This window comes from Chryseobacterium taiwanense (assembly GCF_000813825.1).
Taxonomy (GTDB): domain Bacteria; phylum Bacteroidota; class Bacteroidia; order Flavobacteriales; family Weeksellaceae; genus Chryseobacterium; species Chryseobacterium taiwanense.
The window spans coordinates 268,248-282,747 of the sequence record NZ_JWTA01000004.1; the positions used below are offsets into that span (position 1 = coordinate 268,248).

At 37.7% G+C, this 14,500-nt stretch carries 8 protein-coding genes; all 8 read right to left on the minus strand.

The genetic code is table 11. The features are described 5' to 3' along the window. Positions 1-72: 72 nt before the first annotated feature. Positions 73-2,577 carry a cation-translocating P-type ATPase gene (locus RM51_RS04705; protein ID WP_039365648.1) on the minus strand — a complete coding sequence of 835 codons (2,505 nt, stop codon included), beginning with the start codon at positions 2,575-2,577 and terminating at the stop codon, positions 73-75. Between the two features lie 181 nt (positions 2,578-2,758). Next, positions 2,759-4,225: a TolC family protein gene (locus RM51_RS04710; RefSeq protein ID WP_039365650.1), complete on the minus strand. Its 1,467-nt coding sequence runs from the start codon at positions 4,223-4,225 to the stop codon at positions 2,759-2,761. After that, positions 4,218-7,379 carry an efflux RND transporter permease subunit gene (locus RM51_RS04715; protein WP_039365652.1) on the minus strand — a complete coding sequence of 1,054 codons (3,162 nt, stop codon included), beginning with the start codon at positions 7,377-7,379 and terminating at the stop codon, positions 4,218-4,220. The genes RM51_RS04710 and RM51_RS04715 overlap by 8 nt, the downstream gene beginning before the upstream one ends. A 15-nt stretch (positions 7,380-7,394) precedes the next feature. Continuing rightward, positions 7,395-8,480 (minus strand): efflux RND transporter periplasmic adaptor subunit, encoded by a 1,086-nt coding sequence (locus tag RM51_RS04720; protein ID WP_039365654.1) that lies wholly within the window; start codon positions 8,478-8,480, stop codon positions 7,395-7,397. Between the two features lie 101 nt (positions 8,481-8,581). Then, complete coding sequence (locus RM51_RS04725) at positions 8,582-9,040, minus strand: hypothetical protein (protein ID WP_131667045.1); 459 nt, start codon at positions 9,038-9,040, stop codon at positions 8,582-8,584. A 279-nt stretch (positions 9,041-9,319) separates the two neighbouring features. Then, entirely contained in the window at positions 9,320-9,859 is a 540-nt protein-coding gene (locus RM51_RS04730; RefSeq protein ID WP_039365659.1) for a DUF2652 domain-containing protein, read from the minus strand. A gap of 56 nt (positions 9,860-9,915) precedes the next feature. Continuing rightward, positions 9,916-11,334, minus strand: a complete 1,419-nt coding sequence (locus tag RM51_RS04735; RefSeq protein WP_039365661.1) for an efflux transporter outer membrane subunit — start codon at positions 11,332-11,334, stop codon at positions 9,916-9,918. 17 nt (positions 11,335-11,351) lie between these two features. Continuing rightward, positions 11,352-14,492, minus strand: coding sequence for an efflux RND transporter permease subunit (locus RM51_RS04740; RefSeq protein WP_039365663.1), 3,141 nt, complete (start codon positions 14,490-14,492; stop codon positions 11,352-11,354). Between the last annotated feature and the right edge of the window lie 8 nt (positions 14,493-14,500).

The following is a 14,500-nucleotide window of genomic DNA, read 5'->3' on the forward strand; positions in this document are numbered from 1 at the left end:
TTTCAATATTCAGAATAACAAAAAACCATTGCCTTTCTCGTCAATAATCATTATTCATCCCGTAAAAATCATCTATTTTTTAGAAACCCTTTTTATAAGTTTATAAATTTCAAACCATAAAACGGAAACAGCAGCAACCATCAAAACCAATCCTAACTCTATTGTAGTAAGAGAAGTTACACTGAAGAATTCTGAAACAGGCTTTACATATAGAATGATCAATAGAAAAATCAAAACCAACAGAGATATTCCTACAAGTAAAAAATTACGGTTTTTAAAGCTTTCAAAAATACTATAATAAAAAGAGCGGTTTACAAAACTTAATAGAATGTTGGCAAATATAAGAGTGCTGAAAACCAATGCCCTTGTTTTTACCTCATCATTTCCAAGATCAACAGAATATTGATATACCCATAATATTCCAGCAGTGATAACTAATCCCTGAATAATACTTATTGTGAGCTCTCTCCAATTCAGAAATGTATCTGTAAGAGCTCTCGGAGGTTTTTGCATTGCATTTTTTTCAATAGGTTCATTTTCATAGACAATGGAACAGGTAGGTCCCATCACCAATTCAAGGAATATTACATGCACAGGAGTGAATATATGTGGAAATACCCAGCCCAGAAACAGAGGTAAAGATACAGTGAGTATAATGGGAATATGGATAGAAATAATATATTGAACCGCTTTTTTAATATTTGCATAAATTCTTCGCCCTGCCGCAATTCCCACAACCAGTTTTTCCAGATCATCATTGGTAATGACCAAAGCTGCGGCTGATTTAGCAATTTCAGTTCCTTTATTCCCCATAGCTACACCAATGTGTGCAGCTTTTAAAGCGGGTCCGTCATTTACCCCATCTCCAAGCATAGCGACAATATCTCCCTGTTGTTTCAGTGCGGTAACTACTTCTAGTTTAGCTTCGGGAAACATTCTGGTAAACAAAGTTGTATTTTCTGAAATCTTCATTAAGTCCTCTTTTGAACTCGCTGCAATTTCACTTCCATTAACAGCTGGAGTATTATTTTTAATTCCGGCCTGCAACGCGATGGCTTTTGTTGTATCTGCATTATCTCCTGTAATGACTTTTACCTTAATTCCTGCATCATAGATTTGCTGAAATACATTTTTAATCCCTTCTTTAGGAGGATCATAAAATACAAGAAGTCCTAAAAATTCAAATGTAAAATCCTGTTGCTTCACTGGAAAATCATTTCCTTCAAAATTCGATTTGGCAACACCTAGAACCCGATATCCCTGTTCCCCGAATTCTTTTATCTCTCCTCGTATTTTATTTTTTTCTTCTTCTGATAACTGAGAAACATTGAGAATTGCTTCGGGAGCTCCTTTTGCTGCAATGATCCGATCTTTTTGTTCATTTTCAAAAAGGTGGGTCATCATAGGCGGTTTACCTTCCAACGGATATTCATGAAACATCTGATATTCCTTTCTTTTGTCGGAATTCTGAGTCTGCTCATACACCTTATGCAAAGTTATTTCCATAGGATCAAATGGGACAGGTTCACTACTCCACATTGCATAATCAATAACTTGACTTAATTCTTTGGTACTGAACTCTTGCTGTTCATAGACCTTATCTGAATGGTAATCATAAACATGTTTCAACTGCATCGAATTTTCAGTAATCGTTCCTGTTTTATCAGTACAAATCACCGTAACACTCCCTAAAGTCTCTACAATGCTGCTTCGTTTAATGATAATGCCTTCACGCATCAATTTCCAAGCTCCTAAAGCCATAAAAGTTGTAAAAGCTACAGGAATTTCCTCCGGAAGTACAGACATAGCTAAGGTAAGACCACTCAACAAACTGGTCACAAAATCTCCTGTTTTGATAAAGCTGAAAATACATACCGCCAGAAAGATAATGACTCCAATGATTGCCATTCCTTTTACAAAATTCCGAATCTGAATCTGCAAAGGGGACGATTCTTCTTTTATGTTCAGTATAGACTGTCCTATTTTTCCAACTTTAGTTTCTTTGCCTATTTTTTCAACCTGAAAGACCGCAAGTCCGGAAACCGTAATGGTTCCGCTATACACTTGGTTGTCTTCCGATTTATTATCTTTAAAAACAGAAAAACTCTCTCCTGTAAGTGAAGATTCATTGACAGAAAAATCATTGCTATGTAAAATTTTTCCATCGGCATTGATTAGGTTTCCTTCTTCTGTAATACACAAATCTCCGACAGCGATTTCGAAAGTGGGAATTTCAATGACCTTAGAATTTCTGATTACTTTACTCAAAGGTTCATTAAGTTTTTCTAATTCTTCCAACGCTTTCTTGCTCCGATTATCCTGATAAAAAGAAATTGCCGTGACTCCTACGATAGCAACAAACATAAATACTGCTTCTCCATAATCTCCTATTAACAGATAAATGAGAGATACCGCTATGAGCAAAATGAGCATGGGTTCTTTCAGAATATCAATCAGAAGATTGATCCACGTATCTTTCTTAACCGATTCCAATCGGTTATATCCGTATTTTTCTCTGGAAACAACAACTTCAGCTTCCGTAAGTCCTTGTAAATCTTCGGGTATATTGTAAGTCATGTGAAATGGATGTAGTATTAAAATTACTAATTGTTTTCTTCATAACAGAGTATTATTCCTATTTTTTAATTTCTCTTCGAACCTAAAATCTATTTAAACATTTAACAAACTATGCTGACCAATAAAAAAGGAACCCATCTTTCGATGAGTTCCTTCCTGAGAAAAAATTTATTATGAAATTTTATTTTTTAATAATTTCCGGCGAGGCAACAGGATTCTGATCCCAACCGCCACCAAGTGCTCTGTAAACTGCAACACTTGCTTTCAACTGGTTAACTTTCTTTTCAACCAATTCAAATTTTGATTCCAATGCATCACGTTGCGTCAGCAAAACTTCCATATAATCAGCACGGGCATATTTGAATAAATCATTGGAAATGTCGATGGATTTCGTTAAAGCATCAACTTCTTTGGTTTTAATACCTAAACTATTTTCCAGATTTTTGATTTTAGAAAGCTGGTTGGCTACTTCAATATAAGCTCCCAAAACAGTCTGCTCGTAATGATAAACTGCCTGAACCTGTTTAGCATTGGCATTATAATATGCCGCTTTGATCGCTGCTCTGTTGATCAACGGAGCTGTAAGTTCACCCGCTAAAGAAAACAGAAACGATTCCGGTTTAATAAGATACGTAGGATTAAATGCCTGTAATCCGATACCTGCACCGATGCCCAAAGAAGGATAAAATCTAGCTTTTGCTGATTTGATATCTAATTTTGAAGCAGCTAATTCATATTCAGCCTGTTTGATATCCGGACGGTTTTCCAACAATTCTGAAGGAATTCCGGCATAGACCGTCTGTGGCACAACCGAATCAAAATCCTGACTCCTTTCCACAGGCTGAGGAAATCTTCCCACCAGATAATTGATCTTATTTTCAGTTTCCACAATCTTCTGCTGAATATCGTATTGCATTCCCTGTGTTTTGAGAACCTGTGCCTGAAATCTCTTCACGGCAAGTTCATTGGAACGGGCATTCTTTTTTAAATCTTTAATAATATCCAGTGCATTTTCCTGAATTTTAATATTTTGATTTAAAATAACCAATTCATTATCCAGAGCAAGCAATTCGTAGTAAGAATCCGCAATTTCTGAGATCAGATTCGTGATCATGAAATTTTTCCCTTCTACACTCGCCAGATATCTCTGAACCTGAGCTTTTTTCGCATTGTGAAGTTTTCCCCAAATATCGGTTTCCCATTTTGCCTGTACTCCAACTCCAAAGTCAAATAAAGGATCGGGCATTTCTTTTCCCGGTTCCATTTCAGTATTGACTTCCATTGCTCCGATGTTCGTATAACGGCTTACTTTATCAACTCCAACTCCTGCTTTTAAGCCTACAGAAGGTAAATATTCTCCTTTCTTCGCTTTAATTTCGTTTTTAGAAATTTCAATTTCCTGAAGGACAATATTTAATTCCTGATTATTTTGTAACGCCTGATTGATCAGATTTTGAAGATTCGGATCACTGAAATATTCGTTCCATTTTTGTTTTCCAGAATTTACCGTATCATTTTCTGCTAATGCGTATTTTTCTGGAACCGTTCTGTTTTCAGCACGTTGCTGTACGTCTATTGATTTGCAGGCCGCGAGACTTAATAAAAAGAAGGCAGCTCCTGCATATTGATATATTTTATTTTTATTCATAATGGATCATGTCTTCGCTTAAAGGTGATTCGTCTTCGTCTTTGATCATTTTTCTGCCATCGGATAATTTGGCAAAAATGTAGTAGAGTCCCGGAATTACAATAACTCCGAATAAAGTTCCAATCAGCATTCCTCCCAATGCGGAAGCTCCGATGGTATGGTTTCCAATGGCACCTGCTCCACCCGCAAAAACAAGTGGCACCAAACCTGCAATAAATGCAAATGAAGTCATCAAAATCGGTCTGAAACGGGCTCTGGAACCCTCAATCGCTGCTTCCAGAATAGAATCTCCTGCCTGTCGTCTTTTAACAGCAACTTCCACGATCAATACGGCATTTTTACCGAGTAACCCGATGATCATAATTAAACCAACCTGCGCATAGATATCATTTTCCAGTCCCATTGCTTTCAACAACATGAAAGATCCGAAAACTCCGACCGGCAATGAAAACAGTACCGCAAACGGAATGATAAAACTTTCGTATTGCGCCGCCAAAACCAGATAAACGAATACCAAAACGACTAGGAATACATAAATTGCTTCATTACCACGTTGTGCTTCATCATAAGACAACCCTTCCCAAGCTACTTTATAACCGTGAGGTAAGGTTTTTGCCGCCACTTCATTAATTACCTGAATTGCGTCTGCCGTGGTATAACCTTCAGCCGGAAGTCCACGGATTGCCGCTGAGTTGTACATATTGTAACGGGTAATTTCGTTCGGTCCCTGTGTTTTTTTCATCGTCATAAACGCTGAATAAGGAACCATTTCACCATGATCATTTTTCACATACAATCCTAAAATATCGGTAGGAAGTCTTCTGAATTCCGGGGAAGACTGAACATAGACTTTAAAGAACTGTCCGAAACGTATGAACCCCTGTTCGTAAGTACTTCCAATCAGGATATTCAGATTTTCCATTGCAGTACCGATAGAAACTCCTTTCTGCATGGCTGCATTATTATCGAAAACCAATTCATACTGAGGATAATTGGCTGCAAAGAAGGTGAACACTCCGGTCAATTCTTTACGTTTTTTAAGCTGAGCAATAAAATCTTTATTGATTTTATCAAAATCCTGATAATTCGTTGTTCTGTTAAGATCAAGTAATCTCATGGAGAAACCTCCGGAAGATCCGAAACCAGGCACAGCAGGCGGTTCAAAAAATTCTATCGTAGCTCCAAGATCTTTTGATTTCTCTTCAAGCTCTTCCATGATCTCTTTTACATTGTGCTCACGGTCGTTCCAGCTTTTCAAGTTAATCAAACACGTTCCTGCATTGGAACCACGACCTTCCGTCATGATCTCGTATCCCGCCAAAGATGAAACGGATTCTACTCCATCTACACCCTGACAGATTTTCTGTAAAGCTCTTGAAACTTTGTTGGTTTGTTCCAGCGTTGATCCTGGAGGTGTTTGTACGATGGCGTAAATTGTTCCTTGATCTTCATTCGGAATGAAACCACCCGGAAGCGCTTTATTCACAACAAAAATTCCGACGCAGAATGCTACTAAAATTCCCCATGTCACGACTTTTCTGGTAATGATTCTTCTTAAGAATAAAGCATATTTTCCTGTAACTTTATCAAATCCCTTGTTAAAAGAATCTAAAGCTTTAGTGAAAATATTAGATTTTTTCGGTTTCCCATGATGACTTTTCAATAACATTGCCGCCAAAACCGGAGTTAATGTTAAAGCCACAATCGCAGAAATTACAATCGAACTCGCCATCGTAATCGAAAACTGGCGATAAAAAGTTCCCACAGGACCTGTCATAAATGAAATAGGGATAAACACGGCAACCATTACTGCCGTAATTGCGATAATCGCTCCGGCAATTTCTCCCATTACTTCTTTTACTGCTTTATAAGTGGAAATATCACTTTCCTCCATCTTCGCGTGAACAGCTTCAATCACGACAATCGCGTTATCTACCACGATTCCAATTGATAAAACTAAAGCAAAAAGGGTTACTAAGTTGATTGACATTCCAAACATTTGGATCACAAAGAAGGTTCCGATCAACGAAACGGGAACAGCGATAATTGGAATTAAGGTTGAACGCCAGTCACCTAAGAAAATAAAAACTACAATTGCTACCAAAATAAAGGCATCTCTTAGAGTATGCATTACCTGTTCAATTGATGCATCTAAGAATTGCGAAACATCATAACTGATCTTATAATCAACTCCCGGAGGAAAATTTCCTTTCATTTCCTCCAACTTGGCTTTTACATCTTTAATAACGTCATTGGCATTACTTCCGTAGTTTTGTTTTAACACAATAGAAGCAGAAGGATGTCCGTCGAGATTTGAATAAATATCAAAAAACTCACTTCCCAACTCAACTTTTGCAACATCTTTAAGCTTAATATTTTCTCCTTCAGAATTGGAACGGACGATGATATTTTCATATTCTTCAGGCTTATTATATTGACCTTTATAGGTAAGAACATATTCCAAAGACTGCGCTACAATACCGGAACTCTGCCCGATTCTTCCGGGACGCCCAATGATACTCTGTTCACCGATCGCCTTCATCACTTCATCCACAGAAATCGAATAAGCACGCATTCTATCAGGATTCAGCCAGATACGCATCGCATACCTTCTACTTCCTAAGATCTGAGATTTTGCAATCCCGTGAATACGGTTGATTTCTGGAATAATATTTACTGTTGCATAGTTATAAAGGAATTTTTCATCCATACTTTTGTTGGTACTGTACAAGTTCACGTACATCAACATACTCGGCTGGATCGGGTTTACAACAACTCCTTCTTTTTGCACCAATTCAGGAAGCAAAGGCATTACCTGATCTACTCTTGTTTTAACCAAAACTACGGCTGCGTTGGGATCGGTTCCCGGATCGAAAATAACGTTTACAGTTGCTTCTCCGGCACTCGTTGCATCGGTTGTGATATAACGCATTCCCTGAACTCCGTTGATGGCATTTTCAATGGTAATTAATGAAGATTTTACCAAAACATCGGCACTCGCTCCTGGGTACGCAATGGTAACAGCAACGGTTGTAGGAGCAATTTTCGGAAACTGTTCGGTAGGAAGCTGTTTCATTGCCAAGCCTCCGATAAATAAGATAACAACCGATAATACGATAGCGAATACCGGTCGGTGTATTACTTTTTTAAACATAATCTTGCTTTTTAATTACTCGGCATACAGATCCAGATTCGACATTACTTTTTCAGGGTTCTGGTATTTTGAACTGATCGTCTGATTCTCCTGAACCATTCTAAGACCATCCAAAAGGATTCTTTCGTCCTTTCCAAGACCTGAAGCTACAACATACAAATGCGGTAATTCGGCAGCAATTTTTATTTCTCTTGCTTTTACTTTGTTGTCTTTTGTGATCACGTAGACATATTTCTTCTCTAATTCTTCAAAAGTCGCTTTCTGAGGAATCATCAAGGCGTTTGCATAAGGTGATGTAATCACAACATTTCCGGTTTCACCAAATCTCAATAATCCTTTTGGATTCGGGAAAGTAGCTCTGTAAGCGATGTTTCCGGTTTCGTTATCGAAATCAGATTCTATGGTTTCCACAACACCGTCCTGAGTAAATTCTTTTCCGTTGGCCATTCTCAGACGAACATGCATCTGATCATTGGTTGTTCTCTCACTCATCTGATTCAGATATTCCGCCTCAGGAACATTGAAATACACCCACATTTTGCTGTTGTCTGACAGCTCGGTAATCAATTCCCCATCATCTACCAAACTTCCTTTTCTCACGTGTAATCTTCCAACAATTCCAGTAAAAGGAGCGCGGATCTCCGTGAAACCTAAGTGGGTATTGGTTGAGGAAAGCTCAGCTTTAGCTTTTTCATATCTTGCTTTTGCCATTGCCATTTCCTGAGGCGCAACAATGTCTTTAACTGCAAGATTTTTAGTGTTTTGATATTCGATTTCGGCGTATTTTGCTTCTGCTTTGGCACGATTTACATCAGATTCATATAAATTAGGCATAATTTTAAACAAAAGTTGTCCTTTCTGAACAAACTGCCCTTCATCTACATAAATCCCCTGAATATATCCTTTTTCCTGAGCACGAAGCTCAATGTGATTGATCGAACGGATTTGCGCTACATAATCTTTATCGATTAAGGTATCCTTTACAAGCGGACTCGTCACATTGAAAGAGCTTGCTTCTTTCTTTTCTTTTTTCTCAGAATTGCAGCTTAGACACAACAGAATAAGGCATAGATTTATATACATGAGACTTTTCTTGACCATGATAATAATTTTTATAATATTTTAAAATTGAAAAATAGAGTTACCGGTTTTCAGAACGAATCATGAAAACCTTATAGTTTTTCGGAAAAAGTATTATAAAATCACAGTCGGATGACCCTGTACTGGATGTACAGATCATCTGTAAGAGTTTTTAAAAGTCTAGAATGAGAAAGTGAGACAGCAATTTTCCTGTCATGAAATACAGTGACATAATCCGAGATCAAATGCCAGAAACCTTCTCTGAAAAGCATGAGCAATTCTGAAGAAGCAGAAGTTTCTACATTTTCATCATTTTCGGTATCGTTTTCGGAAAGATTAGCACGGATTTTATTATAACGAGGGTGCTCAATACTGTATAAATCATCTTTTCCGTACTCTTTAGCAAATACAGTAAACTCTTCTGCACTGTTGTCCTGCTTTGTGAGAATATCTGTTGTAAATTGGAAATCAGGGGAAATATCGGTAGAAATATACTGCTGCATTTGCCCATAATACAAACCTAATACGGTAAGTAATACAAACAGCAAGCTGTATAAATATTGGTGAAACCTCCCTTTCATGTTAGTGACAAAGGTAAGTAATCTTCAAAAGGACAGCAAATCATTAACTTATTAAAAATTGTTAAAATAAATAACAAAAATTCATTGACTTTGTTATTAATAGCCTTTTTATACTATACAAATTTATTCATACAAAACAATTAGAACCATTTGAAGTCATACTTTTAAAAATCTGCAATCAATATAAAACGGAAAACGCATTAAAAAATGCCTTTTCCGTCAGAGTGAATCTTTGAAGCTTCAAGACTTTTCAGAATAAATTCGGAATTCATACGTTTTTCAATTTAAAAAATACTCAATGCCACCAACGTCAGAAAGCTGCATATACTCACTTATTTCTACACTTTCTATTCTCTCTAAGAACGAGTTGCTAAACAAGGCATAAGAAGGCTGTTTTGCAAGATTATTCTTCAGCATTTGATGAGCCTCTATCACTGGCTTTCCATATAATTTCTTGAAACTTCCAATATTGTATTGTGAAAACTTTCCATAGTGTACAACGAATTTTAATGACAATTCAATGGTGGTATTCAACATTTCGTTCAGCTCCAGAATTTTCATGTTAAAAGCGCTCCTCATCATCCGAAGGATCTTAGAAACTTTTTGATAGGACGGGTTTTGATCGTATTTATAAAAAAGAATCGCATCGCCCTCGATTTCAGAAATATCAAAATATCTATTGTTCACATCAATCAAAATAGAAAGGAGTTGTCTTACAATATATTCTCCGGTATAAAGCTTGGTATTGAACACAAATTCAGTAAATCCGCTGAAATCGGGAATCAAAATGATTCCATCTCTAACATTTGTATTCTCCATATTAATTGGGGTTAAAAACCTGTTACATTCTAAAACGTAACAGGTTTCATTTTACTCTATTGCCATCCTCCACCAACTGAACGGTAAAGGGTTGTTATCGCATTTAATCGCTGAGTTTTCAGAGAAGCCAGATCTAGTTCGGTTTGCAGTTTATTGGTTTGAGCTAAAATCACCTCAACATAAGTCGCTGAATTGTATTTAAATAAAACATCCGCTTTATGAACCGCTTCATTAGATTTTTTTACTAAACCTTCCGCAATCTTCTGCTGTTCTTCTAATTTTTGAATCTGCACCAAAGCATCTGAAACTTCACCCACAGCTTTTAAAACCGATTGTTTAAAGTTGATTTCAGCTTGTTCTGACACAATTTTTGACTGTTCATATTGCGTTTTCAATTGCTTTCCGTTCAAGATTGGTTGTGCTAAAGTTCCAACCACAGAACCGAAAAGCGAACCCGGAATATTAAACCAATTACTTGCCTTAAAAGCATTCAAACCACCTTGAGCCGTGATATTGAAAGACGGATACATATTTCCTTTCGCTACATTGATAGAAGAAATACTTCTTTTCACATCTAATTCAGCGCTTTTAATATCGGGTCTGTAACTTAACAATTCGGAAGGAATTCCAGTTGCAATATTATCGGGTGATTGAACATTATTTAAACTTGCACTTCTTTCAATTTTATCAGGCATGGAACCTGTTAAAATACTTAAAGCATTTTCCTGAGTCGTAATTGAGCTTTCAATCGCCGGAATTGATTTTAAGATCTGATCTTTTACAATTTCCTGCTGCTGAACAGCTAAAGCTGTGGTTAAACCTAATTCTTGTTGTTTGGCTAAAAACTTTAAGGTATTATCGGAATAGGTCAGGTTTGATTTCGTAATTTCCAATTGCGTATCAAGCATCAACAAATTATAATATCCTTGAACAACCGTAGCAACCAATTGTGTCTTAACCGCTTTTGCTGCTTCCTGAGTTTTCAGATAATCTGCTAAAGCCTGTTCTTTTCTGCCTTTAATTTTACCCCAAATATCAGCTTCCCACGAAATATTAATGGAAGTTGTATAATCTTGTGTGTATTTGCTTCCTAGAAACTGTCCTGCCATTACCCCATTCATACTGTTATCAGAAGGTCGGTTGATACTTGCATTGGCAATAGTTGCGCTCACCGTCGGAACATTTCCCCATTTACTTTGATTATATGCTAATGAAGCAAATTCGATCTGTTTTAAAGCAACCTGTAGATCATTATTCTGAGCCATTGCTTTATCAATCAAACTTACCAAAACAGGATCTTTGAAAAAGTCTTTATAACTGATTTTTGCAATATTTTCATTGTGATCAGCTACGATACTGTCGCTTCTGAAGGCTTCAGGCATTTTCACTTCGGGCTGTTCATATTTCTGAACTTTACAGGCAATAGCCGTTCCCGAAATCAATGCGATATATGCTATATTTTTAATTGAATTCATTTTAAAAATCATTTGAATTAATATTCCCAATCGGCTTCTGTTACTACTCTACCATTGATTTTCTCATGTAATGCTTGAAACACCACAAACAGAACAGGAACCACGAAAACTCCTAAGATCGTTCCGAATAACATTCCCGAAATCGCAGCATAACCGATGGAAAGGTTACCCATGGCGGAAGGTCCTACCACGAAAACCAATGGAACCAAACCTGTTATGAATGCTAATGAAGTCATCAAAATCGGACGAAAACGTGCTTTTGCTCCTTCTACTGCCGAAGCAATCAAACTTTTTCCTGCTCTACGTCTCTGGATGGCAAATTCTACGATAAGGATCCCGTTTTTCGCCAATAGACCAATCAACATCACCAAAGCGATCTGCACATAAATATTGTTGGATAATTCTGCAAATGTAATTCCCACAAATACCCCTGATAAACCAACCGGAATTGCGATCAATACAGCAAAAGGAAGAATATAACTTTCATATTGTGCAGATAAAAGGAAGAATACAAACACGATACATAATCCGAAGATCATCACCGACTGCGAGCTTGAACCCGCTTCCTCACGGCTCATTCCTTTGTAATCATACGTATATCCAGGAGGAAGAACCTGCTTGCTCACTTCTTCAATCGCCGCCATTGCTTGTCCCGTACTGAATCCAGGAGCCGGCATTACCGTTAAATTCGAGGAGTTGAATAAGTTGAAACGGTCAACCACTTCTGCACCGGTTACTTGTCTCAAACTCACCAAAGTATTCACTGGAACCATTTCGCCAGAACTGTTTTTCACAAAAATTCCGTTCAAAGATTCTTTATCCTGTCTGGTTTCCGGAGTAGATTGTACCAAAACTCTGTAATATTTCCCGAATCTGTTAAAATCCGAAGACTGAATACTTCCATAATAGCCCTGCATTACACCCAAAACATCGGAAACACTTACGCCAAGTTGCGCCACTTTTACTTCATCAACGACAACCTCAAACTGAGGGTAAGAAACATCAAAAGTTGTAAATGCCACTGCAACTTCAGGTCTCTGCATTAAAGCACCCATCATTCCGTAAGAGATATTTCCTAAATTCTGAAGTTCACCGTTTGTTCTGTCCTGTAGCACCAATTCCATTCCGCTGGTATTCCCGAAACCATCAACGGTTGGTGTATTGATTACCAAGAAATTTGCTCTTTTATCCTGAGAAAGCATTCCCTGAACCTGACCGATAATATCGTTGATATTGCTTACCTGACCTCTTTCTTTACCATTTTTCAGTTTAACGAAAATAGAAGCTGCCGAAGAAGACATCGAACCACTGAAAAGGTTTAATCCATCTACAGAAATCACTTTATCAACTGCAGGATTTTTCATCAATTTATCTTCCGTATCCGAAACCACTTTCGACGTTCTGTCTTTAGAAGCTCCCGGAGCCAGATTTGCGGTTACAATGATAAAACTCTGATCTTCATCTGGAATAAATCCTTTTGGTGTAGTCATAGACATCCAAGCAAATAGTCCACCGAATACCAAAACAATGATTAATGCAATCCACTTTCTTTTTAATAAAAATAAAACAGCTTTTCCGTAACGGAATGTCAGTTTGTTGAAACTCGCATTAAATACGGCAAAGAAACGGTCTTTGAAATTCATTTTTTCATGAGAACCTGCATGGTGTTGTTTTAAGAAAATCGCACACAAAGCAGGGCTTAAGGTCAATGCATTAATTGCTGAAATCACAATAGCAATCGCTAACGTTAAAGCAAACTGCTGATAAAACAATCCTGTCGAGCCACTCATAAACGCTACCGGAACGAATACGGCAGACATAATTAAGGTAATCGAAACAATCGCTCCCGTGATCTCACTCATCGCCGACATGGTCGCGGCTCTCGGGTTCAGCTTTTTGTGTTCCATTTTAGCATGAACCGCTTCCACGACGACAATGGCGTCATCCACCACAATACCAATGGCCAGTACAAGGGCAAATAACGTCAATATATTGATTGAGAACCCGAAAATTTTCATAAAGAAGAACGTTCCCACAATGGAAACCGGAACCGCAATCGCCGGAATCAGTGTTGAACGGAAATCTTGTAAGAAGATATATACCACGATAAATACAAGGATAAACGCCTCAATCAACGTGTGAATTACCTGCTCTATTGATTGGTCTAAGGCATCTTTAGTAGCATACGGAATCTCGTAAGCCATTCCTTGTGGAAAAGATTTCTCCAATTCTTTCATTCTTTGCTGAAGGGCAATCTGCACTTCATTGGCATTCGATCCCGCCATCTGGAAGATCGCCATCGTTACAGATGCTTTCTTATTATATTTCGAAGCTACGGTATAACTGTATGCTCCAAATTCTACTTTCGCAACATCTTTTAATTTTAAAACAGAACCATCACTTAATGCTTTGATTGTAATATTTTCATATTGTTCAGGTTCTGTAAATTTCCCTTTGTAACGAAGGACATATTCCATCGCTTCTTTACTCCTTTCCCCGAATCTTCCAGGTGCTGCTTCTAAGTTTTGAGACTGGATCGCTCTTGAAACATCGGAAGGTGTTAAATTATAGGAAGTCAGTTTATTCGGATCCAGCCAAACTCTCATTGAATAATCCTTATTTCCGTACACCATCGCATCTCCTACTCCTTTTACTCTTTTTAATTCCGGAACGATGTTAATTTTCGCATAGTTTTCAAGGAAAAGATCGTCCATTGTACCATCTTTACTCGTTAAGGAAACCATGGCAATCATACTGTTCTGTCTTTTCACTGTGGTAATTCCCGCCTGAACCACCTCAGAAGGAAGCTGGTTGGTTACCTGAGCTACTCTATTCTGAACGTTGATTGCTGCCTGATCTGGATCTGTCCCCAGTTTAAAAATAACAGTAATGGATAATGAACCGTCGTTACTCGCCGTAGAGGTAATATAATCCATATTTTCTACCCCATTGATCGCATTTTCCAATGGTGGTGCAACCGATCTTGCAATCGTTTCTGCATTGGCTCCGGGATAAGCTGCCGTTACCATGACGGTAGGCGGTGCGATATCCGGAAATTTCGTAATCGGCAGACTTACCATTCCGACGATACCCAAAATAACAAGCAATACGGAGATAACCGTCGCCAGTACGGGTCTTTTTATAATTTTCTTTAACATGATTTTTT